Genomic DNA, 25385 nt, shown 5'->3' with positions numbered 1-25385 from the left:
TCGCGCCGAAAAGTGGGTGCCGGTTTTCGGCAAAAGAGATGCGACAACAAGAACTTACAGCATCGAGTCTGATTCACAGATCAGGCTCGATGCTGTAGAGCCCGGTTTTCCGGCGCGCCAGTCCTCCTTCGGCGGATCGAGGCCGCAATGCTGCGACCTCACCGGCAGGCAACGCTACGTCAGGAAACCGTACCGGGCCTTAGCCTCAGGCCGGCAACACGACCACTTTCGTCCCCACCGGCGTCTGGTTGTAGAGGTGGAGCATGTCCTGGGTGAGCAGGCCGGTGCAGCCGCTCGTAACGCCGGAGCCGATCGACTGGGGAATGATGGTGCTGTAGAGGGTGTAGAGCGTGTATTTGCCGTTCTGATAGAGATAGAGCGTGCGGGCGCCGAGCGGGTTGTTCAGGCCGGGCGGCATGCCGCCGGCATATTTGGCGGCCTCCGGCTGGCGCGCGATCATCTCCCTGGGCGGCGTCCACACCGGCCATTCGGCTTTGCGCCCGACATAGGCGTCGCCATGCCACAGGAAGCCCTGGCGGCCGACATTGGCGCCATAGCGGGTAGCGATCCCCTCGCCCTCGATGCGATAGACATAATATTTGCTCGGATCGACGATGATCGTGCCGGCCGCTTCCTTGCTGGGGTATTGCACTTTCCGGCGATAATATTTCGGGTCGATCTTGCTGACATCGACCGCCGGGATCGGGAATTTCTCCTCGGGCACCGCCGCATAGAGCCTCGCCGCCTCGGCCCGGCTCATGCCGCCGGAGGTGGCGCAGCCGGCCAGTCCCAATGCGCCGAGACCGGCGGCGGAGCCGACCAGAAACGACCGGCGGCTGACAAGCCCCGATCCGAGCCCGAGCCTGGCGCTCTCGTCCATCTCGCCGGCATCGGCAATCCCACCGTCCATGATCATGATGTTCGCGTTCCCTTGTCCCATTGCCCGACCAGAGAAGACAGCGGCAGGGGCCGCCGAATGTCTCGCTGGGCTGAAATTGCCCTCACACGGCTCGATTGGCAAGCTCGGGCCTTCGTGCGGGGGGTGCCATGCACCAAAATCGGTGGCGTCTGGCGGGCTCGCAATCGCACTTTCGCGGAACTTCGAGAAAGTCCCGCAGATCATCGCGTCTGCATCCTGGATGGGGCCGGGGGCTTCATGCCTTGCCTATGGCGAAGGCAGCCCGCGGTTCTTCCACTCGCTGCGCGGGACCGGGTTGCCGACCTGGAAGGCGAAGGCGACCACCTTCGTCGCCTGCGCATCGACTTCGCAACGATAGCTCAGATCGTACCATTGCGAATTGGAGGCGAACGCCGCCTTGGAGTCCTCGAGGATGCTCCCTTGCTCGAGCTGTTCGCGAGGCAGCATATCGGGGACATAGGAGGGCGAGGCATGCAGCAATTGCTCATGCAGTTCTGTAACGCAAAGCTGGCCGGCCCGCTCGCTGCGAGACATATTGCCCATCGCAAGCATCGCGTTGATGTCGTTGGTTGTTTCCTGCGAAAACAAGGTCTTGGCTTCAGGAAGCTTGGAAACTGGTTGAGCTTGGACTTGGGCTTGGACTTGAGCTTGGACTTGGGTTTGGGCGGGTGCAGCCGCCGTCTTCGCCGAGGCGTCTTGGGAAACCGCCTCGGTCGTGGCCGTCGCTGCGGGCAGCGTTTTGGGGCCAGTTGCCTGAGCCGGATCAGGCCGGGCCGGGGGCGAGGCAACACCGTTTGCGGCGCTGTTGCCGTCCGTTGACTTTCGGGGCCCGCGATCCTTGTCGCCGAAGAGAAATACCGGCTTCATGACCGGCCGCATCGCCTGCCGCTCGTTCGCTGTCTTGGGTGACGGTGGTTTCACCGCATTTTCCGCCGGCGGCCGTGCGGGGCTAGCCGGTGGCGGGGCTTCGGCTTTCGGCTTTGGTTTCGGGGGCGGATCGACCGATTGCACCAGGTCAACCGTTATCGTCTGCTCTTCGTTCAGGGGCGATACCAGCGATCTCGGCAGGATGAGCGCGGCGACAAGCACATTGAGGAGAAGGGAGGCCAGCAGGCTCCACCTCCACCATCGCTGATCCGGCTGATCGTTTCTCATCCCTGAAGATGTGGAACCAAATATCGGCAGTATCAAGCATGAGGGCCTGACGGGTCGAAATATCCTGCCGCAAGCAGGGCGGGTAGTCGCCGCCGCCATGCCGGCATCCCCACGACGGCTCTTCCTGCGATGAAGCCGGTTCCGCCACTTGCCAACGGCATCCTCATGGACTTCAAGGAATGAAACCAAGGGCGATTTTGGTATACTATATGGTGCTGCGTTCTCGGGGCGGATGCGCGTGATGGATCAAGAGAGAATTCTAGCTGCAGTCCTCTTGGTCGACGTCGTGGGGAGCACGCCGCTCTATGAGCGCGTCGGCGATGTCGGTGCCTTGCGGCAAATCTCGGACTGCCTGGATGCGGTGCGCGAGACCACGGCCCGCTATGGCGGCACGTTCATCCACTCAAAGGGCGATGACGTCCTCAGCCTGTTCATCAGGCCGGAAGCGGCGCTGAAGGCCGTCCGCCAGATCAGCAGCCAGCTGACGAATGGAACGTTGAAGGCCAGGATCGGATTGCATTTCGGACCGGTCATTCGAATGCGGGGCGACATATTCGGCGACGTCGTCAATGTCACCGCGCGGTTGTCCACCACGGCAAATCCCGGGGAGGTGCTGGCCAGCCAGAGCTTCTTCGAAGCCCTTACCGCGGAGAGCCGCGATGCTTTGCGGCTCCTCGACAAGATGGCCTTCAAGGGAAAGCAGGAGCCTTTCGACGTCTATACCCTGCGGGAGGACGATGTGGCCCTCAGCACGCAGCTCGCCCGCCAGAGCACGGTTTTCGACAGGCTTGCCGGCCCGGTACGGCACCTCAATCTCGTCATCCGATATGGGGATCAGCTGCGATCCTGCCGCAACAACGAATCCGTGACCATCGGCCGGTCCCCCGAGTGCGATATCGTCGTGCCGCGGCCCTGGGTGTCCCGGCATCACGCGACCTTCACCATTTCGAACGGCAGGGCCAGGCTCGCCGAGCGAAGCTCGTCGGGCACCTTCATGTCGACGGGCACGGATCTTGAAGTCTTCGTGCGCCGCGAAGACATTCTGCTCTTCGGCTCCGGCTTGATATCGCCCGGTGTGCGATCATCCCTCAGCGAGGCCGAGATCCTATACTACGAAATCATCTCGGGCTGACCGCTGCTCACGCAGGTCGGCAAGGCCGGCGGTTCGCCGGTCTCCCGAAAAGCATACGTGGCGCCTTACGGATTGACCCATTTATTCTTCGGGTTCTTCAGCCAATCCTGATAGTGCCGGATGATGTCGTCGCGCGTAATCTTGTAGCCCTTCCTGGCGGCGGCTGCTTCGATGTTGTCGATCATCATCTTGCCCATCGCCTGCATCACCTGGTCGGCGTCGGGGTTGCCGGTGGTCCAGCTCGTCGGCCAGCCCGTATAGGGGTTCCATGGAACCGGCACGCCGCCCAGCTGAATGGGCGACAGGTTGTCGGAAGCGATCTTGAGCCCCATGGTGCTGACATAGGCAAAGGCTGCATAGGGCGCGGCCTGGTCGAACGCCTTGTCCCAGTCGATGTTGGGCTGATCGAGCGCATCCAGAACGCCGGGCGGCTGCCATTGGAAGGTGACGACCACCGAGCGGTCGCGTTCGTCCTCGTCGAGGGATTCCAGGTGCGGCCAGCTATCGCGATAGAACGGATTGGCGGACACCTGCTGCTTGGCGCCGGAGCCGCCGGACGTGAAGAATTTTGCCGACGAGCCGGCGAGCTTGCGCAGATATTTGTCGATGTTCGCCGCGCGTCGTTCGGAGAGGCCGCTGTTGTCATAGCTCTCTCCGCCGGTCCGGCTGGCATGGCCTTCGACGCCGATCCTCAGCTCGGCATGCGCCTTGATGAACAGGCGCATCACGCCATCGATCGCCTTCAGGTGGAGCGGCTTGGGGGCGTCGCTGCCCACGTCGTAATTGTAGAGGAGGAAGAACGCGAAGTTCTTCATCGGCGCCGGCAGCCAGAGGGCCAGGCCGTCGCCGGTCTTGTTCGGATCGGCTCCCTTGCCGACGAGCTGCGCCAGGACCTCGTCGCGGATGCGAAGCCATTGGACCACGAGATTGTGGTCCGCCTTCGGGTCGAGCTTGCGCGTGATGCCGGTGCGCGCTCGAAACCGCCGATCGGCCTCTCCAGCGACATAGTCGCGTTGAGGCGTGGAAAGTTGTTCGTAACGCTTCGACCAGACGCCGGGTATGTATTGCTCGGTCATGTTCGCTCCACAAATCCGTTGCTGAGCAGGACTGCTGGCCCGGGCGCGTCGCCTGGCGAGCTGCGGGACCGATCGCCTGCCGCCAACTCTTGCAGGTCGCCAAAAGCAGCTGCTGTATCCAGCCGCACCGTTGCCGGTTTTCGCTATATTATGCCTGGGTGTCGATCAGTATATCCCCCAAAGATGGGAGAACGAATAAGTATCGCCGAGCTTCTGTATTCATTGAAAATGGGAGATAATTTTCACGATTAACTTATATGATCTGGAGAAAATTTATAATATAAGCAAAAATTATCTGCAATTTCATGAAAAATGGTAACGAATTTCAACGAGCCATGACGCAGAGAACCGAAGCCGTCGCTGCCACAAGAGCAGGCTGCGATTTCCGAATGAAGAGTATTCGGAAGGTTGTTGCCTTGAAGTGCTTTCCTGATTGGACGGAAGTTCATTTTTCCTCGAGGATATTCTAGCCTCCGAAACTCCTGGCCTGTCCCAGCACAGGCACGTGGCCCCTGTCGAAATAGAGCAGGGCATGGCCATCCCGCGGTTGCGGATATCCCTCACCTCACCGATGAAGATGTGGTGGCTGCCCTTCGGGCGCCGATCCCACCTGCTTTCTCGCCAGCGACTATGACGCCATGGACAGTGAAGCGGCCCGGCAGTTCCTGCCGGACGAGCAGGTCTGCGTGGTCGTCAACCAGGGCAACCCGCCGGTCTTCGACCATGGCGAGGCCTTCATCGGCCTGATGGCCCACGAGGCCGGCCACTTCCTGCACCACAAGCGCAAACTGGGCGGCAGCGGCCACCATGACCGCGGCGGCATCTTGCTCTCCAGCGGCCTGGAAAGCCTGGCCCTGGACAAGCAGCCCGTCACTGACCTGAACGCGTGGTGAGGGGGCGCTATGCCGGATCTGCTCGGCGTGCCTTCGATGGTTGGCTCTATACTCGCTGCCGGACGGGTGGCTGCAGTTGATCGAATTTGTTGTTTTGATTGGAGAAGCGATCAGGCCGAATTAGGCAAATTGCTATCGCAATGCGATTTCGCGTCAAGTGTCCGACGTACGAAATTCAGAAGTTGGCTCTTGTCTTCTTCCGTCGTGTGCCATCCCGCGAAAATAACAAAAACAGAAAAGATAAATACCGGAAGTACCATATATGCACTGTTTGGATTAATATAGCATCCACCATTCGGTGTTTCCGAGCAGAATTTAAAATACGAATTGGCCGTACCCGCTATCGCAAGCAGAAACGTCAAGGCGTAAAATATATATAGAAATAATTGCGCGGGTCGCTACAAAGAAAATTTACAGTAAATTAGGGTTCCTTCCTTAGTTTCAATAAATATCCCGTTCAACTCGGGGAAAAATGAAATTTTATGGGTTTGCCTTTTGAATATTCTAAATCTATTTTCTTTGAGTCTTCCGACAAAAAGCTCTTGATTAAAGGTTGTGCCTAAAGTCATTTGGAGAGAGCGCTGGCAATCTGCCAGCGAGAGGGGTGAGAAGAGAGCAGTTTTTTCACCCCAAAACAAAAACTTCATTGCTTAAGCGTGCTCTGCAAGAGGATCGCGATCTTGTGCCCTAGTGATTGAGTATATAGTAGCTTTCTACCTCGGCGAAGCTCTCAATGAAATCGGAATTTACGGTGAGACCGGTGAGCTGAAAACTGGTCAATATGTAGTGAAGCGTCGTGCGTAGACGTCCATCTGACCTTCTGTGGTCTAGGATCACTGGCATGTTTTGAGACCTTGGTCCACTGCTTCTGGTCAGGCAGTATCTCGGGCCACTCCCTACCCCCCGAAACTCCCCGCCTGTCCCAGCACCTGCGCATAGCCCCGGTCGAAATACAGCAGGACCTGCCCATCCCTCCGGCTGCGGATATCCATCACCTCGCCGATGAAGATGTGGTGGCTGCCCACCAGATGCCGGTCGATCAGGCGGCAGTCGAAGGAGACGATGGCGTCGGCCAGGGCCTGGTTGCCGGAGGGAAAGTCGATCCAGTCGGCGGCGGCGTAGCGGGCATCCATGTCGGTGCGCTGGCCGGCGAAATAGCCGGCGAGGTCCTGGTGCGTGTGCGTCAGCACGTTGACGCAGAAGCGGCCGTTTTCAAGGAAGAGGGTTGTCTGGGCCGAGCGGCTGTTCATGCATACCAGCAGGGTCGGCGGCTCGTCGGTCACCGAGCACATGGCGGTGGCGGTGAAGCCGCCGCGCCCGGCGCTGCCATTGGTGGTGACCACGGTGACGCTGGCGCAGACCCGCGCCATGGCGTCGCGAAACTGGGTCCGGGAGACGGGATCGGGCATGGCGGCGGCCTCACTCGGCCGCGGCGGCGCGCGCCGGTCCGGCCTCGCCGAGCGGCAGCCAGGTCTCGCCTGTCCAGCCCTTTTCGTCGTAATCGGCCATGCATTGGTCGACCAGGGCTTCCATCTCCCGAAGGCGCCCGCCGCGCTCGGCGCCCTTGAGCACCTGCAGGCGGACCTCCTCGGGTGCGCCGGCATAATTGAGCTCGTACAAAGCGTGGCGGCCGGCGAATTCCGTGCCCGTCGCGTCCCATAAGAGCTTCATGATCTTGATGCGCTCGATATGGCCCATGTCGTTGGAGCCGCGCACATATTGGGCGAGGTAGCGGTCGATCTCGGGGTTGGCGAAATCCCGGGCCGAGGAGGGCAGATAGATCAGGCCGGAGGCGATGGTACGCCTGACGATGTCGATCACCCTGGGATAGGCCTCCGACATGAAGGTGCGGTAGGCGAGCGCCGCTTCCAGGCTCGGCAGCACGGCGCCATCGGCCCAGGGAATGGGGTTGTGGGCCATGGCATTGGCGAAGGACCAGAACTGGTGGCGGATGGCGATCACTTCGCCAAGCATGGCCTGGTTGCCGCGGAAGGCATCGCCTCCGGTGGCGCGCAGGGCCTTGGCGAGGAGGCCGGCGAGGAAATCGAGCTTCACCCCGAAGCGGATGCAGCCCTGGAAGCAATAGCCGTGCATGAAGCCGGAGGCAGGATGGAAGGACAGGATCTTGCCGGCATCGCGCAGCACCAGCACGTCCTCCCAGGGAATGAAGACGTTGTCGAGCACCAGGATGGCGTCGTTCTCGTCGAAGCGCGAGGAGAGCGGATAGTCGAAGGGCTGGGCGGTGCGGTTGGCGGTTTCCTCATAGGAGGTCCGGCAGAACATTTTTACCCCCGGCGCGTTCATCGCCAGGATGAACATCACCGAGAGGGACGGGTCCTCGGTGACGGTGGCCGAACTCTGGGCCAGGAAATTGTAGTGGGTGAGGGCGGAGGAGGTGGCGACCACCTTGGCGCCGGAGACGTAGATGCCCGCATCGGTCTCCCTGGTGATGTGGACGAAGACGTCCTTCACCGCGTCGGCCGGCTTGTGGCGGTCGATCGGCGGGTTGACGATGGCATGGTTCATGAACAGCACGGCTTCCTGGGCGCGCTTGTGCCAGGCGAGCGCATTGTCCTTGAAGGGGCCGTACCACTCGGCATTGGCGCCGAGCGTGTTCATCAGCGCCGCCTTGTAGTCGGCGGTGCGGCCCATCCAGCCATAGGTCATGCGGGCCCAGTGGGCGATGGCGTCCTTCTGCGCCACCAGATCGGCCGAGGAGCGCGCGACGCGGAAATATTTGTGGGTGTAGCCGCCGGAGCCGGTGTCGGTCGGCGCGGTCAGGACCGGCCTGGTCTTCTCGTCATGCAGGGCATCGTAGAGCCGCGCCAGCGAGCGCACCGAATTGCGCATGGCCGGATGGGTGGTGACGTCGGCGACCCGCTCGCCATTGATATAGACCTCGCGGCCGTCGCGCAGCGAAGCGAGATATTCGGCACCCGTGAAAGGCCGTTTCGTGTCGGCGCGAAAATCCTCTGAGCGCATCGCCTTCCTCCCTTATGTCGTTGAGGGGAGGCTAGGCCTTGCCGTGGCGCGCCGCCATGGACAGAATGACAAAATCGATTGTACTTTTTTCGGCGGCGCTGATGTCCAACACGGTTCCGAGCTTCTTCGTCTATGGCGAGCCCGATCGCCCGATCGATCTCGGTTTCCTGCATGTCGAGACGGTGATGGAGCGAAAATCGCTGCATGCAGGCCGGGTTTCCGCGCATAAGCATAACCGCATGGCCCAGATCACCTTCTGGACCAAGGGGCGCGGCGAATATTTCATCGAGGATCGCCGGCTGGACTTTGTCGCGCCGGCCGTCAGCTTCGTGCCCAGCGGCGTCGTGCATGGCTTCACCGTCGCGCCGGAGGAGAGCGACGCCATCGTCGCCTCGATCGCGGACGGCGCCCTGCCGCCGATCGCGGCGCTCTCGGTCCTGCCGGTCGACGAAGCCGTCATGGTGCGTGGGCAAAGCGGGAGCCGGCTATGGCCCTCTTTGACCGCGACCATGCAGCGCCTGCTCGACGATTATCAGGCCGGCCAGATGAGGCCGCTCGGCGCCCTCATCGCGGTGGCGCTGAACGACATCGCTCTGCTCGGGCAGAAGGAGCGTGCCGGCGAACGCGAGGGCCGGGACCTCGCCTTGGCGTTCCGGCGCCTGGTCGACCGGCATTTCCGCGAGAACTGGCCGATCGGCCGCTATGTCGAGGCGCTCGGCACCACGCCGCATCTGCTCGCCAGGGCCTGCGGCGCCTCGCATGGCCGCTCGCTCAAGGCCGTCATCGACGGGCGGCGCCTCATCGAGGCCAAGCGCCTCTTGGTCTTCACCATTCGCTCGGTCGAGGATGTCGGCTATGAGATCGGCTTTCGCGACCCGGCCTATTTCTCGCGCTTCTTCCGCAAGCATGCCGGCGCGCCGCCGGGCGAATGGCGCGCCGGACAGGCGCAGCCTTCCCGACGAGGCGAGGTTAACGAACCATCGCCGACAGTTTGATCGGCCGGCGATCTATGCGAGTAGTGCTCAATGCCCAGAGCCGCTATCGGGTACGATGCATGGATGAAATGAAGGAAATGCCGGTGATCGAGGAAGCAAGGCTGAAGGAAACGCGGCGTTCCCTGCCGATCGCGCTCCTGCGGGCGCGCGAGGCCGTCATGAGCCATTTCCGCCCCATGCTCGCCAATCACGGCGTGACGGAGCAGCAATGGCGCGTGCTGCGCGTCTTGAACGAGGCCGGCACGCTCGATGCCTCCGAGGTCGCCGATCGCGCCTTCATCCTGGCTCCCAGCCTCACCCGCATGATCCGTTCGCTCGAGGAGCGCGGCTTCATCTCCAAGCACAAGGACAGGGACGACGGGCGCCGCGTGCTCCTGAAGCTCGCGCCCGCCGGTGAAGCCGTCATCCACGAAGTGCTGCCCGACAGCCGCAAGATCTATGCCGTGCTGGAAGAGCGTTTCGGCCGTGAGCGCATCGATCAGCTGGTCGATCTTCTGGGGGAGCTCGCGACGTTTCGCAACGAGTCCGAAACGCCCGACGATCTTGCGTGAGCCGATGACCGCACCTGCTTCAGTCCTGCATGAGTTGCCCGGTGGGGAGGAACTGCTCGCCTGGTTCGGCCGCGTGCCGAGCTTCCACGATGGCTATTTGCTGGAGATCGCCTTCTTCGGCAAGGGGCAGGGGCTCATGCGCATCCATGCCTGGATCCTTACGAACAAGGTCGATGACCAGGGCCGTCTGATCACCGAGAGACATGCCGTCGTCACCTTCGCCCTGGACGGCGTCAGCACCATCGAGTGCAGAGATTTCGACATGGTGCCCGGCATCATCCTCGATCTGGATGTCACGCGGGTGGAGGAGGGCCTGCGCTTCGAATGGAGCGCGAGCTATGGCGTGGATGGCGCGGTCACGGCGCGGCAGGCCCGCATCACGTTGGAGCCAGGCAAGCCCTGACAGGCGCTCCCCGCGCGTCGGGCCGCGGCTGGTTCACCCCCCGGCCTGGCGGGTCGAACATTCATAGATCCTGTTTCCCGTGCGGGCGTCGATGCCTTCCAGGCTCACCTCATAGCCCCAGAGGCTGCGGATATGGCGCAAGGTCGCGTCGCGGCTGTTGGGCTCCAGCACGATGCCGTCATTGACCTTGTGCTGCAGGCGCAGTTGCCGGTCGCCCAGCAAGTCGACGTCCACGACCTGGATGTCCGAGCGGTTGGCGCCGATATCGTAGCTATGGGCGAGGGCGGTGCGGACATTCTCGTAGCCGCGCTCATTGTGGATCGAGGCGACCTTGTAGAAGGATTCGTTGGCGGCATCGGACAGGACGAACATCCGCCATTTGCGGATCAGCGTCGGGCTGAGATATTGGCGGATGAAGGACTCGTCGCGGTAATTGGCCCAGGCATCGAGCAGGACTTCGCGCCAATTGCCGTTGCCGGCGAATTCGGGAAACCAGTCGCGATCCTCCTGCGTCGGCTCGGTCGAGATGCGCTGGATGTCCTGCATCATGTCGAGGCCCAGCGCATAGGGATTGATCCCGGAAAAGCGCGGATCGTCATAGCCCGGCTGGAACACCACGTTGGAATGGTTGCGCAGGATCTCGAGCATGGCGCCCTCGCTGATCCGGCCCCGGTCGAACAAGGCGTTCATCAGCGTGTAATGCACGAAGGTCGCACAGCCCTCGTTCATCACCTGGGTCTGGCGCTGCGGATAGAAATATTGGGCGATGACCCGGACGATCCTGAGGATCTCGCGCTGCCAGGGCTCAAGGATCAGGCTGTTCTTCTCCAGGAAATAGAGCAGGTTTTCCTCGGGAAGGTTGAGTGCCTTCTTTCGCTCGGGCGTGCCGTCCTTGGCGTCGTCGGCCCGGTCCCCACCCTTGGAAGGCGGCAGCGTGCGCCAGAGATCATTATAGGTGCGCTCTTCATATTCCAGCCGCTCGCGCACCCCCTCGCGCTGCTTTTCCGACGACAGTTTGGGCGGGCGGCGATACCGGAACACGCCCTGTTCCATCAGCGCATGCGAGGCATCGAGAATAGCCTCCACCGCGGCGACGCCGTGGCGTTCCTCGCAACGGGTGATGAAGCCCTTGGCAAAATCGAGATAGCCCAGGATCGCGCCCGCATCCGTCCATTGCTGGAACAGATAGTTGTTCTTGAAGAAGTGATTGTGGCCGAGCGCCGCATGGGCCGTCACCAGGGCCTGCAGGGCCATGGTGTTCTCTTCCATCAGATAGACGACGCAGGGGTTGGAGTTGATGACGATTTCATAGGCGAGCCCGCGTCCACCCTTGCGGTACATCAGTTCCTGATGGAGGAAATGCTTGCCGAACGACCAATGCCGGTACATCAGCGGCATGCCGACGGATGAATAGGCATCGAGCATCTGTTCGGAGGAGATGATCTCCATCTGCACTGGATAGGTGTCGAGATGGAGCTCCTCCACCGCCAGCGCCTCGATGACGTCATAGGCCCGCGACAGCGTCTTGAAATTCCAATCCGAGCCGGAGAACAGCAAGTCGGCATTGGGCGCATGCTTGGGCGTCGGCTTGGGCATCGGCGCTCCTTTCACCCGCCCTGCGAGGCGGGCTGCCTGGTGAAGAGCCGGCGGAAAACCGGATAGATGTCGGAAGCCTTGGCGATGCGGCTCATCTGGAAGTTCGGCCAGCGCTCGGTGACGGCCGCATAGGCCTGCCAGAGCGAGGTGCCGTTCTCGGTGCCGCCGAAGATATGGCTCTCGCGCTCGTCGATAATCTCGACATAGGCGAAATACTGGCACAGGCGCATGATCTCGCCATCGAGCAGCGCGATGCAACGCCCGGAATCGGTGGCGATGTTGTCGCCGTCCGAGGCCTGGGCGGCATAGATGTTCCATTCATTGGAGGGATAGCGCTCCTTGATGATGCGCTGCATCTCCTCGAGGGCGGTCGAGACCACGGTGCCGCCGCTCTGGGTCGAGTAGAAGAAGGTCTCCTCGTCGACCTCCTGCGCCTCATGGGTATGCCGGATGAAGACGATGTCGGTGCGCTCATAGCGCCTTTTCAGAAACAGGTGCAGCAGGACGAAGAAGCGCTTGGCCAGGTCCTTTTCCCGTTCCCCCATCGAACCGGACACGTCCATCAGGCAGAACATCACTGCATTGGCGTTCGGCAGCGGCTGCGCGTCGAAGCGGTTGAAGCGGATGTCGACCGGATCGATATAGGAGATCACCCGGCGCCGGCGCTCCAGCCGGTCGAGCTCCGCGTGCAGCTCGGCGATGCGCTGTTGGGCTGCGGCTCCCGCTGTTCCGGTATCGAGCTCCTGCAGTTCCTGGAGGATCGCGTCCAGTTCCTCCTGTTTCGGGCGCTTGAGGGCGATGCGGCGGCCATGGCTGTTGCGCATGGTGCGCCCGACATTGATGTTGGTCGGCGAGCCGCTTGCCGAAAAACCGGCCCGCCGCGGCTTGACGATCAGGATCTCCTTGAGATTGAGCTTGACCATGTCGGGCAGTTCGAGATCCTCGAAGAAGAGGTCGAGCACCTCCTCGCGGGTCAGCACGAAGCGGAAGTCGTCTTCCGAGTCGGTCAGGCCGGGAGCCGAGCCCGTCCCGGCACCCTGATTGGGCTTGGAAACCCTGTCGCCCGGCGCAAACTGCTTGTTGCCGGGCAGGACATGATGGCGCCCGCCGCTGTCCCTGGCCTCGCGGAAGGTCGGCTCGCTGGTACCGTGCACCGGCATCGAGACGGAATGCTTGGCATCCACATCCGCGATCTTGCCGGTCTTGATCTGGTCGCGGATGCTCTGTTTCAGCTCGGCGCGCGCGCGACGCAGGAAGCGCTGGCGGTTGCCCAGGCTCTTGTCCTTGGGATTGAGGCGGCGATCGATAAAGATTGGCATGGGAACACCACCCGGCCGGGATCAACCCGCCTTGTTTACACGCATATACCAATCCACCAGCCGACGCACCTGCCGCTTGGTGTAGCCGCGCGCCTCCATGCGCTGCACGAACTCCGTATGCCGCTTCTCGGTCACGCTGTCCTGCTTGGAGCCGAAGCTGATCACCGGCAGGAGATCCTCGACCTGGCCGAACATCCGCTTTTCGATGACTTCCCGCAATTTCTCATAGCTGGTCCAGGCCGGGTTGCGGCCGTTGTTCCTGGCCCTGGCGCGCAGGGTGAATTTCACCACCTCGTTGCGGAAATCCTTGGGATTGGCGATGCCGGCCGGTTTCTCGATCTGGGACAATTCCTTGTCGAGCACCTCACGGTTGAGGACCTGGCCGGTATCGGGATCCTTGTAATCCTGATCCTCCACCCAGGCATCGGCATAGGCGATGTAGCGGTCGAACAGGTTCTGGCCATATTCCGAGTAGGATTCCAGATAGGCCTTCTGGATCTCGTGCCCGATGAACTCGGCGTAGCGGCTGGCCAGCTCCGATTTGATGAAGTCGAGATAGGTGGTTTCCGTTTCCTTCGCGAACTGCTCGCGCTTGATCGCCTCCTCCAGGATGTACATCAGATGCACGGGATCGGCGGCCAGTTCCTGGGTATCGTAGTTGAAGGTCTGCGACAGGATCTTGAAGGCAAAGCGCGTGCTGACGCCGGTCATGCCCTCATCGACGCCGGCAGCATCGCGATATTCCTGGACAGCCTTCGCCTTGGGGTCGAGCTCCTTGAGATTCTCGCCGTCATAGATGCGCATCTTGGTGTAGAGCGGCGAATTGTCGAACTCGGCCAGCCGGGTCGACACCGAGAAGCGGCTGAGAATGTCGAGCACTTCCGGAGCGCAGGGGCTGCTGGCCAGTTCGCTCTCGCGTAGCAGCTTCTCGTAGATCTGTCTTTCCTCGGTGACACGCAGGCAATAGGGCACCTTGACCACGAGGATGCGGTCGAGGAAGGCCTCGTTGTTCTTGTTGCTCTTGAATTGCAGCCACTCCGACTCGTTGGAATGGGCCACGACGATGCCCTGATAGGGGAAGGCGCCGAAATTCTCGGTGCCGTTATAGCTGCCTTCCTGGGTGGCGGTCAGCAGGGGATGCAGGACCTTGATCGGCGCCTTGAACATCTCGACGAATTCGAGCAGCCCCTGGGTCGTGCGGTTGAGCCCGCCGCTGTAGGAATAGGCGTCCGGATCGGACTGGCTGAAATGTTCGAGCTGGCGGATATCGACCTTGCCGACCAGGGCCGAGACGTCCTGGTTGTTTTCGTCGCCAGGCTCGGTCTTGGCGATGCCGATCTGACGCAGCCGCGAGGGTACCAGCTTGACGACGCTGAATTTGGAGATGTCGCCGGACAATTCGTCGAGGCGCTTGGCCGCCCATGGGGAGATCAGGCCGTTCAGACGCCGCCGTGCGATGCCGTATTTGTCTTCCAGGAGATCGCCCATCCGATCCGGATTGAACAGACCGAGCGGCGATTCAAAAACAGGGCTTATTTTGCCGCCCACCTTGAGCGTGTAGATGGGGCGTTCTTCCATCAACTTCTTCAGCCGTTCCGCCAGGGAAGACTTGCCGCCGCCAACAGGACCGAGGAGATAGAGGATCTGCTTGCGCTCTTCCAGGCCTTGGGAGGCATAGCGGAAATAACCGACGAGACGCTCGATCGTGTCCTCCATGCCATAGAAATCGGCGAAGGCAGGATAGGTCTTGACCGTGCGGTTGGCGAAGATCCGCCCGAGGCGCTCGTCCTTGCTGGTGTCGACCAGCCTGGGCTCGCCGATTGCATCGATCATCCGCTCGGCCGCGGAGGCGTACATCGACTGGTCCTCGCGGCATGCGAGCAAATATTGCTGGAGGCTCATCTCCTCCTGGGCCGCGCTGGTATAATGTTCCGCAAACAGGTCGAAAACGTCGCTTCTCTCAGTCATGGCAGCCTCCCATGGTGGCTGATCGGGTTGACTGCGCCCTTGCTCACTCAACTGCAGGAAACCCGTAGAGTTCCGAGTGACTCACAAAGAACATCCGCTAAGATTGCGGCAGATTATGGTAGTCTGGTGCCGGTAAGTATTTTTATCCAGAGTGCGATCGAAAAATTAATGTTCGTCGCTCCGCCACCTCACGCTTGTGGCCATCGCCGCAAGTATGAATCGGCTGATCAACAAGGATCAATCTAGCGCATCATCGTTGATTCGTCCGTGCATGTGCGGCACCGTTCACAGCCAAAATACGCTGCCGGGAGCCCAGAAGGGTGGCGTGATGCAGAGGCGTGCTTTGCTGCCCCCGGCAAGCCGCGGCAAAGCGACGCGACCGGCGTCGAGGCGGGCCGTGTGACGCGTATCTTCTCGAAGGGTCGGTCAGCGATAGCGGGCAAAGACCTGGGTGGTGCCGTCCTTGCGCAGCAACAGGACGTCGTATGGCTCGGCATCGCCGCTGCCTTCGCCCATGCCGGGCGAACCGATGGGCATGTCTGGCACCCCCAGCCCAACGGCTTCGGGGCGTTCGGAAAGCAGGCGCGCAATCTCGCGGGCCGGAACGTGGCCTTCGATGACATAGCCACCGATCAAGCCGGTATGGCAGGAGTCGAGGTTCTCCTTCACGCCCAGTTGCAGCTTGCGCCGCTGCAACTCGTCCGACGGGAGTTGCCGGACATCGGTCGCATAGCCCCGCTCCTGCAGATGGCGAGCCCAGGCGAGGCAGCAACTGCAGCCCCCGGTGGTGAGGATCTCGATGGTCGGCCCGGCCGCATGGGCAAGGCCGGGCAGGGAAACCAGCGCCGCAACCGAAAGACTTCGAAGGATCTTCTTAACTGAATTTCTTTTCATTTTCAGGCTTTTGAATCGATAATTCGACGTAATTTCTGAAGCTTGGTCTCGCGCGGTTCGTGCATGTCCAGCATATTGGCGAACTTGCCATTGGCGTCCATCACATAGACGCCGGCGGTATGATCCATGGTGTACTCGCCGCCCTCCATCGGCACCTTGCGGGCATAGGCGGCGAAGGCCTTCACCATGGCGTCGGTTTCCGCCCGGCTGCCGCGCAAGGCGAGGATGCGCGCATCGAACGAGCCCATATATTGCGCCAGCAGGTCCTGGCTGTCCCGTTCGGGATCGACGCTGACGAAGAGGACGTTGAAAGCATCGGCGGCAGGGCCGAGGGCGCTCATCAGCTCGGTGAGATCGGACAGCGTGGTCGGACAGACGTCAGGGCAGTGGGTGAAGCCGAAAAAGGCCAGATAAGGCTTGCCTGCAAGGCGAGCGTTGTCGATCGTCTCTCCCTTGTGGGAGGTGAGCCGGAAGGGGCCGCCGACCCTGGCCATGTCGATGACGGGCCTGTCGGCCGCTGGCTTGGCAGCCTCGTCTTTCCAGGCTTGCGGCAGCACGGTATTCGCCGCGAGCAGGAGCGTGGCTCCGGCGACAGCGCTCCAAGCGGCGATGCGAATGATTTTCAGGGCTGTCATCGTGCCCGCTCCTTACGCAGGCGTTGCCCTGCCAATTCCAACGTCAATTCCGTTCGTCTCCTTTGTCTCGGTGCGTTCCCGGTCTCCTGCTCGAAGGCTCGGAGCGTATTGGCAACCTCGGTCCTGAACCAGGACGAAGCCGGATCCTGATCGAGGCGGGCCGACCAGACCATCGAGACGGCCGGCAGCGTGAGATCGAGGGGAGCGGGTCCCGCTGCCAGGCCGAAACGCGGCCCGTAAAGCTGCGCCATGCGCGTCGGTATCGTCGTGATCGTCGGGGAGGCGGCTACCGTCGCCAGCACGCTCAGAAACTCGGACGATGCCGATACCACGTTAAGCTTGGCATCGAGGGCGTCGAGGGCGGCTTCAAGGCAACCTTGCAGGCTGTCGGTCAGCGTGACCAGCGCATGTGGCAGCGCCAGATAGTCGGCCAGGCTGATCGGCATGCCGATATCGAGCTGGCCAGGATTGAAGACGCAGCTCAGGGCCTGCTCGAACAGGAATTGCGCCTTGTGGCGCTGAGCAACGGCCTGGAAGCAGCCGACGGCCAGATCCAGTGTGCCGTCATCCAGCAGGCGATGGACCTCATCGCTTCCAGCCTGCCGGCTGAGCAGCCTCACGCCGGGGGCTGCGCGGCGAAGGCGTGCCGTGAGTTCGGGTATCAGCAAGAGCTCGACCTCGCTGGAGAAGCCCAGGCGGAACGTGCGCTCTTCCGTTGCCGGTTCGAAGGTCGAGGGGGCATGGAGAGCAGCCTGTATCTGTGCCAGCGCGACGCGGACGGGCTCGGCCAGGGCGAAAGCATAGGCGGTTGGCTGCATCACGGTTCCCACGCGGACGAAGAGCTCGTCCAGCAGCAGCACGCGCAGGGTCGACAGGCTGTGGCTCATCGCCGGTTGTCCAACCTTGAGACGGGTTGCCGCCCGCGTGACGCTGCGCTCCTGCATCAGGGCATCGAAAGCCACCAGCAGGTTGAGGTCGAAGGAACGTAGATCGAAATGGTTGATGCGCGACATGAGTCGTATCGATTTCTAATATGATCTCGATAGAGCTAAATCCTGCACCGGACAATGCCTTTCTTCGAGACGGCAGACATCAGGCATAGGGAGCAGGATATGGAACGAGCCTTCGGATCCTACCGGATCGGTGCAGCCACCATTACCAAGATTCCGGAATTGGCACTCGATGGGGTCGACCCCACCCTTCTCTATCCCGATTACGATCCCGCCGCCGGAGCCGAGGAAGCGCGAAGGCTGGGACCGGGGTCGGTCGATCGGCACACGGGGCTGTTGCGCCAGAGCATTCATGCCTGGCTGGTGACGACGCCCGATCGGGTCATCCTTGTCGACACGGCCTCCGGCAACGACAAGGAACGGCCGGGCCTGGCGGTACTGCATCATCTCAACGAGCCGTTTCTCGAGCGCCTGAAGGCGGTGGGCGTCAGGCCGGGCGACGTCGATCTGGTCCTGCTGACCCACATTCATGCCGATCACGTCGGATGGAATACGTGCTGGACGGGAGAGCATTGGGTCCCGACTTTTCCGAACGCCCGCCATGTCTTTTCCGCCCGCGAAAGCGCCTATAACGCGGCGCTCGCGGCGGCGACGGGTTCGGATGCCGATCTGCGGGCCGAAGCGGGCCTCGGTCCCATGGCGCGCCTGCCGCTGCCCGGCGTCTACGAAGACAGCGTGGTTCCCATTGTCGAAGCTGGGCTCGCCCGTGAAATCACGGTGGACGGCTCACAGGCGGAGGAGGGCTTCTTCTTCCTTCCCAGCCCTGGGCACAGTATCGATCACGCTTCGATCGGCTTTTGCTCCGAAGGCGAATACGCCCTGTTCTGGGGCGATGTGCTGCATCATCCCCTCCAGATTGCCAGGCCAGACTGGAACTCGGCCTATTGCGAGTTTCCGCAGGCGGCCACAGCCTCGCGTCACTGGGCGCTGAACCATGCCGCCGAGACCGGCGCCCTGGTACTGACCACGCATTTTGCCGAGACCTCCGCCGGCCGCGTCCGCCGCGACGGCAACGCCTTCGGCTGGCAATTCGTCTGATTGAGGAACCTGTCATGATTTCAACCGACACCCTGTCGATGCCGCGCATCATTGCCCGGGCCCGGCTGATTGCGAGCGACACGCCAGGCATCCAGTTGCAGCTCCTCAACAAGCGGCCGGACGGCATGAACACCTTCAGCCCCGAGCGGACCCTGGTGATGATGCACGGCGCGACGTTCTCCTCGGCGAGCCTGTTCGATGTGCCCGTGGGCGAGGGGTCGTTCATGGATGTGCTGGCACGTGCGGGCTACGATGTCTGGGCCGTCGATGTGCGCGGCTATGGTGGCTCCACCCGTCCGCCCGAGATGGAGGAGCCGCCCGAAGGCGGTGTTCCGCTGACGCCGGCCCTTACCGCGGCGCGGGATCTTGCCGCGGCGGTCGACTTCATCCGCCGCGAGCGTGGCATTGCGCGGCTCGGTGTGCTCGGCATGTCCTGGGGCGCGACAATTGCCGGCATCCTTGCCAGCCGGCCCGAAGCGCCTGTCGAGAAATTGGTGCTGGTGACGCCCCTCTGGCTCTCGGAAAGGCCGTTGCGCATCGATGCGGGCGGGCCGCTGGGAGCCTACCGCCTGGTGAGCCCGCGGGCCTTCGAGGCAGCGTGGCAAGCGCCGGCGCCCGAAGAGGCGAGGGGGCCCCTGATTCCCAAGGGCTGGTTCGAGGCCTGGGAGAAGGCAACCCTGACGACCGATGCGGATTCGCCCGTGCCGGGCACGATCAGGGCCCCTTCCGGTGCCGTGCAGGATGTGCGCGAGTATTGGACCTCTGGCAGGCCGCTCTACGATCCGGCCGGCATAGGCTGTCCAGTGCTCGTGATCGGTGCGGAATGGGATGTCGACGTCCGGTTCGACATGGCGCATGACCTGTTCGCCCGCCTCACCAGGGCGCCTTACAAGCGGTTCGTCGAGATCGGGCAGGCAACGCACATGGTGCTCATGGAAAAGAACCGGGCGCAGGCTTTCGATGCGGTGATCGGCTTCCTTAATGAAGGTTTCATGCAGGGCGATTAATGCGGAGCGATTACTTGGCTCGATAGCGGGCGGGCGTTCGCGCATGCCGAGCCTTGACGGTTCCGGGGTGTGAGGCGAGCCCTCGGAATCGATGGCCCAAGGAGAAGAAGGCATGAGGATGCGCGCGATCGGCTGGCGCAGAACCGTGATGGCTCTCGCCATCGCCGCCGCACTGGCCGGGCTCGCCCTGTTTTTCTTCCTCGCACGCTTTCTCGATCCCGATGCTCTCTGGAAGATCGTCAACGGGCAATGCGTGCCGGAACAACAGCATCAGGCCGAGCGCCGGCATTGCGTCGAAGTCGACCTCAGCAAGGGGGTCGATCGCGGTTTTGCCGTCCTCAAGGACAATGCCCCGACAAAGCCCTACAATTACCTGCTCATCCCGACGAAACGCATCACCGGGATCGAGGACGGGGCCCTCCTGGCACCCGATGCGGAGAACTATTTCGAGCATGGCTGGGCCGCGCGCTCCCATCTCGGCGCGCTCCTCGAGCACAAGCTGGATTGGAGCATGGTCGCGCTGGCCGTGAACTCGGCAAAGGACCGATCCCAGAACCAGCTTCATATCCATGTCGGCTGCGTCAGGCCGGACATTCGCAATGCCCTGGCAAACAATGAGGCAGGGCTTTCGAAGGGGTGGTCGCCACTGAAGCTGCCAACCTCCGATCGCCCCTATTCCGGTCTCAAGCTGATGCGGGATAGCCTTTCCGGCTTCAACCCGTTCCAGGAGGTTGCCGGTGACATTCCCGGAGCCAGGGCAGCGATGGGCCTCTACACAATCGTCGTGGTCGGCGCGGTCTTCAAGGACGGGAGCAAGGGCTTCTATATCCTTAGTCGGCGCCGGGAGGACGGCTCACCGGCACATGGCGAGGATCTCATCGATCCAGCCTGCCAATTGGCCAAGCAGCCGCAATAGACTGGCTGGGAGCAGAGCCCGGAGGCTGCTACGCTGACGGCCACGATGCAGCGGGGTCTCGCGATGAGGCCGAACAATGGAACTGCACGGGGAGGGCGCCATGATCGATGAGACGATCACCAAGGCCATCGTGGAACAGATGGCGGAAGCGCTGATCTATGCGACCGTCGACGGCAAGATTGCGTTGTGGAACAGGGGGGCGAGCCTGCTGTTCGGCTTCGATCAGGATGAAGCGATTGGCCAATCGCTCGATCTCATCATCCCGCCGCATCTTCGGAATGCGCATTGGGCGGGGTTCGACGCGGCCATCCACACCGGACAATTGAAGCTGAACGGCAAGCCGACCTTGACCAGGGCGCTGCACAAGACGGGGCGCAAGCTCTATGTCGAGATGAGCTTTGCCTTGGTCGAGGCCGACCAGGGCGTCCTCGGCTCCGTCGCCGTGGCGCGTGACGTCACCGAGAGGATCGAGCGGGAACGGGCCGGCGCGGCCCGATAAGGCCTCCAGGCGTCCGGAGGCCGAACAATTCAGAGGGCGCGTTCAATCGACGATGCCGTCCTTGCCTTGGATCGCCATCAGCGTTGCGGTCAGCAAGGCGATCAGCCGCTCCTTGCCCTCGCGCTCGGCAAAGACCTCGGCCTGCGCCAGCGTCAGCGTGCGCCCGGCCTTGATCACCTTGCCGCGCGCCACGATACGCTCACCCGCCGCCGGGGCCAGGAGATTGATCTTGAATTCCGCCGTCAGGACGCCGCGGTCGATCGGCATCAGGCTGAGAGCGGCATAGCCCGCCGCACTGTCGGCAATGGCGCTCACCGCTCCGGCATGAACGAAGCCGTGCTGTTGCGACACTTCGCTTCTCGGCACGAGAGAGATCTCGACCTGACCCGGCGACACGGCGGCGAGGGTTGCCCCGAGCGTGCGCATGAGGCCCTGCTTTGCAAAGCTGGCCCGAATGCGGGCCTCGACCTGCGTGATATCCGGTTCCGTCACGGGACCTCCCTTCGGAAGATGATCGATACGGCGTGATCATTGATGCGATATGCCGACATTACGGCACCTTAGAGCAGAGTGCGGCTTCCTCGAACCGCGCTTTGCTTTCGCGCCATGTTTCGAGGCGTCTTTGCGCTTTGAAGTGATCCCGTCTAATCGCAAAACACCTTGGCTGAATGCGCTGCCGATGCCCCGATGAAGTCAGCGGGGAAGAACGGTTCCAACCGATCGCAGGTCTCGCTTGGCAGAAGTGCTACGTCCTTCGTCGAATGGACTGCTCAGCATCATAAGACTCATTGAAATCACTAGGTTTTCTTGAGATAATACAGGTAGTGCGAAGAACGCCCGGCTGAGGATGTTCTCAAGCAACGCACGGTGGTCCTCAAGGGCGTTTGAGCCAAGCTCATCGTAGCCTGAGAGGAGGCGCGTTATGGCAACGTTCAAAGTCATGGGGCCCTTGGGGCTCTTGCAGCACCGACGCTGGGAGGACATCGCCTCGATGATCCTCGGCGCCGCAATCATCATCTCCCCGCTATGGCTCGGCATCACTGAAACGCCAACGGTGATGCTGGTCACGGCCTTGGTCGGCGCGGCCGTCGTAGCGCTCGCCAGCCTGGAGGTGGTATTCCTGCGACGTTGGGAGGAAATCCTGGCGCTCGCCTGCGGCGTGTGGCTGGCAATCCAGCCCTTCGTGTTCGCCTATGATCCTCCGCTGCGCAACTGGCACATCGTGCTTGGCGCTTTGGTGGCGATCCTGGCGATCCTGGAACTCTGGCAGGACCGCAATCGCGACATGTCGGCCTAGGTTGCGTGACCGGACGGATATGGCCAGGCCTCTCAGCAGGCCTGGCCTGCTTGCCGGGCAGCCACCGGCCGGAAACCGAATAGAGTTCGATCCCATCCAACACAGCGAAGAGAGTGCCGTGCAGCGCCGCGGCCGGCTCTGTCGTTGTTCCCAGGAGACTGAGGAGGCGACGTGAGGTCGATGCCGGGAATGATAGGCCGGGCTTGCTGAAAGCCCGCGAGCCGCGACTTCGAGCACGCTTGGCGGCGGGTCCGATTGCTGTAGTGTCTCGGCAGCCGGATGCGAGTCGCGCCAGAAGGGAATAGATGATGACTGCCTTGTTGCCGAACGTGGACCCCGAAGGTCTCCTCGAATATTCGGTGGTCTTTACCGATCGCGCGCTCAACCACATGTCGCAGGCCTTCCAGGGCGTCATGCGGGACATCTCGCAAACGCTGCGCCGCGTCTACGGCGTGGAAGAAGCCGGGGGCGTGGCCCTGGTGCCCGGTGGCGGCACCTATGCGATGGAGGCGGTGGCACGCCAGCTCGCCCATGGCAAGAAGGTGCTGGTCATCCGCAATGGCTGGTTCTCCTATCGCTGGACGCAGATATTCGAGATGGGCGCCATCCCCGCCGAGAGCATCGTGCTGAAGGCGGGCCAGACACAGTCGGAATCGGGCGCGCGCCAGCAGCCCTTCCAGCCCGTGCCGATCGAGGAGGCCGTGGCCGTCATCGAAGCGGAGCGACCGAATGTCGTCTTCGCACCGCATGTGGAGACCGCCTCCGGCATCATGCTGCCGGACGGGTACATGAAGGCCATCGCGGATGCGGCGCACAGGGTTGGCGCGCTCTTCGCCCTCGATTGCATCGCCTCGGGCTGCGTCTGGGTCGATATGAAGGCGATCGGTGTCGACGTGCTGATCTCGGCGCCGCAGAAGGGGTGGAGCGCTTCGCCCTGCAGCGGCATCGTCATGCTGAGCGAAGCCGCGAAAGCACAGGTGAAAGCCAGCACCAGCTCCTCCTTTGCCTGCGACCTGAAGAAATGGCTGGAGATCATGGAGGCCTATGAGAAGGGCGGCCATGCCTACCATGCCACCTTGCCGACCGATGCCCTGCGCGGGTTCCGCGACGCCGTGCTCGAAACCGAGGCGAGGGGCTTCGAAAAGATGAAGGCTGCGCAGCTCGAACTCGGCGCTCGCGTGCGCCAGCTCCTCGCCCAGCGCGGTTTTGCCAGCGTTGCCGCACCGGGTTTCGGAGCCCCTGGCGTCGTCGTCTGCTACACCGACGATCCCGGCATCAAGTCCGGCGCCAAATTCGTTGCCGTCGGTGTGCAGGCGGCCGCCGGCGTCCCTCTCATGTGCGACGAGCCCGCCGACTTCCAGACCTTCCGTATCGGCCTTTTCGGCCTCGACAAGCTCGCAGACATCGATCGCACCGTGGGCAATCTCGAACGGGCGCTGGGCGAAGTCGTGGGTACCGCCAACATCAGGTAGCTATAGCGTTTTGCGATTTGATGGAGTCACCTCGAAGCGCAAAGACGCGTCGAACCGAAGAGTTAGGGCAAACAAGCGTTCAGTCTTGAACGCGCTTTGCTCTACAGCATCAGGTTGTTGCTGTCGCATCGCTTTTGCCGAAAACCGGCGTCCACTTTTCGGCGCGGTGCTCCAGGAAGCCGGCGTGTTTCGGGCGCCCGGTCTCGTGGGGAGATCACGATGGCTGGTGAAGGACGGCAGGCGCGAGCTGCAGGTCGGACAGCTGCTGGTCGCGGCGGCCTCTCAATAGGTCGGCCGCGTCCCGCACCACTTTCGAGATCTCCAGTAGCTGTTTGACCAGCGGGCTGGTTTTGCGCCAGATCATGCCGATGGTGCGCGAGGGCTGGGGATTGGCGAAGCGGGCGATGGAGACCTGCGCCGAGCGCGTTTCCATCGGCACGGCCATTTCCGGGATCAGGGTGACCCCGATGCCCGCCCCGACCATCTGCACGAGGGTCGACAGGGAGCTGCCGTCCAGCAATTCGCGGGTCCGCAGGGACGGGGCATTGCAGAAGGCCAGGGCCTGATCGCGGAAGCAATGGCCTTCCTCCAGCAGCAGCAGCCGCATTTCGCTGAGCATCTCCCGGTCCGGTACTGGCTTCCCTTCGTCCTCGCTCGGCCTCACCAGCACGAAGTTCTCGGTGAACAGCGCAACCTCGTTGAAGGAGGGTTCCGATACCGGCAGGGCGACGATGGCAGTGTCGAGACGCCCGTCGATGAGCTCCTGGATCAGCCTCGGTGTCACGGTTTCGCGGACATGAATGTCCAAGCCTTCATGCGAGCGGGCGAGATTGGAGACGAGTGTCGGCAGCAGATAGGGGGCAACGGTTGGGATGACACCGATGCGCAGTGGCCCGACCAGTTGATCCTGCCAGGCCTGGGCCAGGTCTCCCAAGGCCTCGACGGCGCGCAATATGTCGCGGGCCCGTGTGGCGAACTCCGTGCCGAAACTGGTGAGCCGGATCTGGCGGGCGCCTCTTTCGAACAGCGCCAGGCCCAGGCCTTCCTCCAATTCCTTGATCTGCATCGACAAAGCCGGCTGGGAAATCGCGCAAGCATCCGCCGCCCGGCCGAAATGGCTGTGCCGGACCAGCGCTTCGACATAGCGCAGCTGCCGCAACGTCAGATTTTTCATAAGCTGGCCTTATCACGATAATCGGAAAAGCTGACTTAAACTGATGATCAGAGTCTAGTAAAGCTCTAAACGGGGATGGTGATGCGAGTCGAAGGCGACTCGAATCCCGCATGTGACCCCGCGAATGCCGCCTTGAGGGCGCACAGAATCCGGGTGGCTGCGATTAATGTCGTTTGCAAGGTGTTCCATTGCAGTGAGCGGCTGGCAGGAAGGCCGTGCCGCGCCCCGTGTGCCACTCGTCCCGTTGGCCGTGACACGCGCTTGTCTTTCTCAGACGCGATAGTTCCCGGCCAGGCAAATTTCATCACAAGAACCATTGGAGGCAATGATGGACGGAAGCGATACGCCGAACACCGGCAAGTGCCCGGTAGCGCATGGATCGCGTCCCGGTTTTGAGGTTCGCTCGAACCGTGACTGGTGGCCGAACCAGCTGAACCTGAAGATCCTGCACCAG

The 25385-nt window shown here is 62.2% G+C and carries 24 protein-coding genes; 11 read left to right on the top strand and 13 right to left on the bottom strand.

Features of this window, described 5'->3' with window-relative positions:
* Positions 1–205: 205 nt before the first annotated feature.
* Positions 206–916 (bottom strand): L,D-transpeptidase, encoded by a 711-nt coding sequence (locus tag BA190_RS05720; RefSeq protein ID WP_068284008.1) that lies wholly within the window; start codon positions 914–916, stop codon positions 206–208.
* A gap of 249 nt (positions 917–1165) precedes the next feature.
* Positions 1166–2074, bottom strand: coding sequence for a DUF930 domain-containing protein (locus BA190_RS05715; protein ID WP_082979482.1), 909 nt, complete (start codon positions 2072–2074; stop codon positions 1166–1168).
* A gap of 241 nt (positions 2075–2315) precedes the next feature.
* Here BA190_RS05715 and BA190_RS05710 point away from each other — a divergent pair, with 241 nt between their 5' ends.
* Positions 2316–3206, top strand: coding sequence for an adenylate/guanylate cyclase domain-containing protein (locus BA190_RS05710; protein ID WP_162275053.1), 891 nt, complete (start codon positions 2316–2318; stop codon positions 3204–3206).
* 65 nt (positions 3207–3271) lie between these two features.
* Here BA190_RS05710 and BA190_RS05705 read toward each other — a convergent pair whose 3' ends face one another.
* On the bottom strand, positions 3272–4282 hold the full coding sequence (locus BA190_RS05705; RefSeq protein WP_068283998.1) for an OmpA family protein: 1011 nt from the start codon (positions 4280–4282) through the stop codon (positions 3272–3274).
* A gap of 638 nt (positions 4283–4920) precedes the next feature.
* On the opposite strand from BA190_RS05705, the gene BA190_RS05700 reads away from it, so the two are divergent.
* Positions 4921–5175, top strand: coding sequence for a hypothetical protein (locus BA190_RS05700; protein WP_068283995.1), 255 nt, complete (start codon positions 4921–4923; stop codon positions 5173–5175).
* Between the two features lie 896 nt (positions 5176–6071).
* Here BA190_RS05700 and BA190_RS05695 read toward each other — a convergent pair.
* Both BA190_RS05695 and BA190_RS05690 read right to left on the bottom strand, forming a co-directional pair.
* Positions 6072–6584 (bottom strand): flavin reductase, encoded by a 513-nt coding sequence (locus BA190_RS05695; RefSeq protein ID WP_068283992.1) that lies wholly within the window; start codon positions 6582–6584, stop codon positions 6072–6074.
* A gap of 10 nt (positions 6585–6594) precedes the next feature.
* On the bottom strand, positions 6595–8157 hold the full coding sequence (locus tag BA190_RS05690) for a 4-hydroxyphenylacetate 3-hydroxylase N-terminal domain-containing protein (RefSeq protein WP_068283989.1): 1563 nt from the start codon (positions 8155–8157) through the stop codon (positions 6595–6597).
* Positions 8158–8258: 101 nt separating this feature from the next.
* Here BA190_RS05690 and BA190_RS05685 point away from each other — a divergent pair, with 101 nt between their 5' ends.
* The 3 genes from BA190_RS05685 to BA190_RS05675 are packed head-to-tail and all read left to right on the top strand — an operon-like array spanning position 8259 to position 10106.
* Complete coding sequence (locus BA190_RS05685; RefSeq protein WP_245314578.1) at positions 8259–9152, top strand: helix-turn-helix domain-containing protein; 894 nt, start codon at positions 8259–8261, stop codon at positions 9150–9152.
* Between the two features lie 59 nt (positions 9153–9211).
* Positions 9212–9703, top strand: coding sequence for a homoprotocatechuate degradation operon regulator HpaR (gene hpaR / locus BA190_RS05680; protein WP_156771373.1), 492 nt, complete (start codon positions 9212–9214; stop codon positions 9701–9703).
* 4 nt (positions 9704–9707) lie between these two features.
* Positions 9708–10106, top strand: a complete 399-nt coding sequence (locus BA190_RS05675; RefSeq protein WP_068283985.1) for a hypothetical protein — start codon at positions 9708–9710, stop codon at positions 10104–10106.
* Between the two features lie 33 nt (positions 10107–10139).
* Here BA190_RS05675 and BA190_RS05670 read toward each other — a convergent pair whose 3' ends face one another.
* From BA190_RS05670 to BA190_RS05645, 6 genes are all read right to left on the bottom strand, one after another.
* Positions 10140–11702 (bottom strand): SpoVR family protein, encoded by a 1563-nt coding sequence (locus BA190_RS05670; protein ID WP_068283982.1) that lies wholly within the window; start codon positions 11700–11702, stop codon positions 10140–10142.
* 11 nt (positions 11703–11713) lie between these two features.
* Positions 11714–13021: a YeaH/YhbH family protein gene (locus BA190_RS05665; protein WP_068283981.1), complete on the bottom strand. Its 1308-nt coding sequence runs from the start codon at positions 13019–13021 to the stop codon at positions 11714–11716.
* A gap of 21 nt (positions 13022–13042) precedes the next feature.
* Complete coding sequence (locus tag BA190_RS05660) at positions 13043–14989, bottom strand: PrkA family serine protein kinase (RefSeq protein ID WP_068283979.1); 1947 nt, start codon at positions 14987–14989, stop codon at positions 13043–13045.
* 426 nt (positions 14990–15415) lie between these two features.
* The gene (locus BA190_RS05655) at positions 15416–15883 is read right to left on the bottom strand and encodes a DUF411 domain-containing protein (protein WP_068283977.1); all 468 of its coding nucleotides are present in this window, start codon (positions 15881–15883) and stop codon (positions 15416–15418) included.
* 2 nt (positions 15884–15885) lie between these two features.
* Complete coding sequence (locus BA190_RS05650; RefSeq protein ID WP_068283975.1) at positions 15886–16518, bottom strand: SCO family protein; 633 nt, start codon at positions 16516–16518, stop codon at positions 15886–15888.
* Positions 16515–17531, bottom strand: coding sequence for a LysR substrate-binding domain-containing protein (locus BA190_RS05645; protein ID WP_082979480.1), 1017 nt, complete (start codon positions 17529–17531; stop codon positions 16515–16517). The genes BA190_RS05650 and BA190_RS05645 overlap by 4 nt, the downstream gene beginning before the upstream one ends.
* Before the next feature lie 99 nt (positions 17532–17630).
* Between BA190_RS05645 and BA190_RS05640 the strand changes: the two genes are divergently transcribed.
* The 4 genes from BA190_RS05640 to BA190_RS05625 all read left to right on the top strand — a co-directional run bounded on the left by BA190_RS05640 (position 17631) and on the right by BA190_RS05625 (position 20988).
* Positions 17631–18566, top strand: coding sequence for an MBL fold metallo-hydrolase (locus tag BA190_RS05640; RefSeq protein WP_068284021.1), 936 nt, complete (start codon positions 17631–17633; stop codon positions 18564–18566).
* Positions 18567–18580: 14 nt separating this feature from the next.
* Positions 18581–19573 carry an alpha/beta hydrolase gene (locus BA190_RS05635; RefSeq protein ID WP_068283972.1) on the top strand — a complete coding sequence of 331 codons (993 nt, stop codon included), beginning with the start codon at positions 18581–18583 and terminating at the stop codon, positions 19571–19573.
* Positions 19574–19685: 112 nt separating this feature from the next.
* The gene (locus BA190_RS05630) at positions 19686–20489 is read left to right on the top strand and encodes a CDP-diacylglycerol diphosphatase (RefSeq protein WP_162275052.1); all 804 of its coding nucleotides are present in this window, start codon (positions 19686–19688) and stop codon (positions 20487–20489) included.
* Positions 20490–20589: 100 nt separating this feature from the next.
* On the top strand, positions 20590–20988 hold the full coding sequence (locus BA190_RS05625; protein WP_068284015.1) for a PAS domain S-box protein: 399 nt from the start codon (positions 20590–20592) through the stop codon (positions 20986–20988).
* A gap of 42 nt (positions 20989–21030) precedes the next feature.
* On the opposite strand, the gene BA190_RS05620 is transcribed toward BA190_RS05625, so the two are convergent.
* A complete protein-coding gene (locus BA190_RS05620; protein WP_068283969.1) occupies positions 21031–21480 on the bottom strand; it encodes a PaaI family thioesterase in 450 nt (149 codons plus the stop codon).
* Between the two features lie 430 nt (positions 21481–21910).
* Here BA190_RS05620 and BA190_RS05615 point away from each other — a divergent pair, with 430 nt between their 5' ends.
* Positions 21911–22285 carry a hypothetical protein gene (locus tag BA190_RS05615; protein ID WP_202908428.1) on the top strand — a complete coding sequence of 125 codons (375 nt, stop codon included), beginning with the start codon at positions 21911–21913 and terminating at the stop codon, positions 22283–22285.
* 305 nt (positions 22286–22590) lie between these two features.
* The gene (locus BA190_RS05610; RefSeq protein WP_245314576.1) at positions 22591–23757 is read left to right on the top strand and encodes an aminotransferase class V-fold PLP-dependent enzyme; all 1167 of its coding nucleotides are present in this window, start codon (positions 22591–22593) and stop codon (positions 23755–23757) included.
* A gap of 214 nt (positions 23758–23971) precedes the next feature.
* Here BA190_RS05610 and BA190_RS05605 read toward each other — a convergent pair whose 3' ends face one another.
* The gene (locus tag BA190_RS05605; protein ID WP_068283961.1) at positions 23972–24931 is read right to left on the bottom strand and encodes a hydrogen peroxide-inducible genes activator; all 960 of its coding nucleotides are present in this window, start codon (positions 24929–24931) and stop codon (positions 23972–23974) included.
* Positions 24932–25385: the final 454 nt, after the last annotated feature.

This window comes from Labrys sp. WJW (assembly GCF_001676615.1).
Lineage (GTDB): Bacteria > Pseudomonadota > Alphaproteobacteria > Rhizobiales > Labraceae > Labrys > Labrys sedimenti.
The sequence above is the reverse complement of the archived record's forward strand: the minus strand, read 5'-3'. Positions and strand labels throughout refer to the sequence as shown.

Bases quoted from the DNA above. Each gene is read 5' to 3' on its own strand.
- BA190_RS05630 (WP_162275052.1), top strand. From the start codon at position 19,686: ATGAGGATGCGCGCGATCGGCTGGCGCAGAACCGTGATGGCTCTCGCC.
- BA190_RS05625 (WP_068284015.1), top strand. From the start codon at position 20,590: ATGATCGATGAGACGATCACCAAGGCCATCGTGGAACAGATGGCGGAA.
- hpaR (WP_156771373.1), top strand. From the start codon at position 9,212: ATGGATGAAATGAAGGAAATGCCGGTGATCGAGGAAGCAAGGCTGAAG.
- BA190_RS05640 (WP_068284021.1), top strand. From the start codon at position 17,631: ATGGAACGAGCCTTCGGATCCTACCGGATCGGTGCAGCCACCATTACC.
- BA190_RS05690 (WP_068283989.1), bottom strand. From the start codon at position 8,157: ATGCGCTCAGAGGATTTTCGCGCCGACACGAAACGGCCTTTCACGGGT.
- BA190_RS05665 (WP_068283981.1), bottom strand. From the start codon at position 13,021: ATGCCAATCTTTATCGATCGCCGCCTCAATCCCAAGGACAAGAGCCTG.
- BA190_RS05700 (WP_068283995.1), top strand. From the start codon at position 4,921: ATGGACAGTGAAGCGGCCCGGCAGTTCCTGCCGGACGAGCAGGTCTGC.
- BA190_RS05655 (WP_068283977.1), bottom strand. From the start codon at position 15,883: ATGAAAAGAAATTCAGTTAAGAAGATCCTTCGAAGTCTTTCGGTTGCG.
- BA190_RS05635 (WP_068283972.1), top strand. From the start codon at position 18,581: ATGATTTCAACCGACACCCTGTCGATGCCGCGCATCATTGCCCGGGCC.
- BA190_RS05650 (WP_068283975.1), bottom strand. From the start codon at position 16,518: ATGACAGCCCTGAAAATCATTCGCATCGCCGCTTGGAGCGCTGTCGCC.
- BA190_RS05695 (WP_068283992.1), bottom strand. From the start codon at position 6,584: ATGCCCGATCCCGTCTCCCGGACCCAGTTTCGCGACGCCATGGCGCGG.
- BA190_RS05675 (WP_068283985.1), top strand. From the start codon at position 9,708: ATGACCGCACCTGCTTCAGTCCTGCATGAGTTGCCCGGTGGGGAGGAA.
- BA190_RS05615 (WP_202908428.1), top strand. From the start codon at position 21,911: ATGGCAACGTTCAAAGTCATGGGGCCCTTGGGGCTCTTGCAGCACCGA.
- BA190_RS05670 (WP_068283982.1), bottom strand. From the start codon at position 11,702: ATGCCCAAGCCGACGCCCAAGCATGCGCCCAATGCCGACTTGCTGTTC.
- BA190_RS05610 (WP_245314576.1), top strand. From the start codon at position 22,591: ATGATGACTGCCTTGTTGCCGAACGTGGACCCCGAAGGTCTCCTCGAA.
- BA190_RS05715 (WP_082979482.1), bottom strand. From the start codon at position 2,074: ATGAGAAACGATCAGCCGGATCAGCGATGGTGGAGGTGGAGCCTGCTG.
- BA190_RS05720 (WP_068284008.1), bottom strand. From the start codon at position 916: ATGATCATGGACGGTGGGATTGCCGATGCCGGCGAGATGGACGAGAGC.
- BA190_RS05645 (WP_082979480.1), bottom strand. From the start codon at position 17,531: ATGTCGCGCATCAACCATTTCGATCTACGTTCCTTCGACCTCAACCTG.
- BA190_RS05705 (WP_068283998.1), bottom strand. From the start codon at position 4,282: ATGACCGAGCAATACATACCCGGCGTCTGGTCGAAGCGTTACGAACAA.
- BA190_RS05710 (WP_162275053.1), top strand. From the start codon at position 2,316: ATGGATCAAGAGAGAATTCTAGCTGCAGTCCTCTTGGTCGACGTCGTG.
- BA190_RS05685 (WP_245314578.1), top strand. From the start codon at position 8,259: ATGTCCAACACGGTTCCGAGCTTCTTCGTCTATGGCGAGCCCGATCGC.
- BA190_RS05605 (WP_068283961.1), bottom strand. From the start codon at position 24,931: ATGAAAAATCTGACGTTGCGGCAGCTGCGCTATGTCGAAGCGCTGGTC.
- BA190_RS05660 (WP_068283979.1), bottom strand. From the start codon at position 14,989: ATGACTGAGAGAAGCGACGTTTTCGACCTGTTTGCGGAACATTATACC.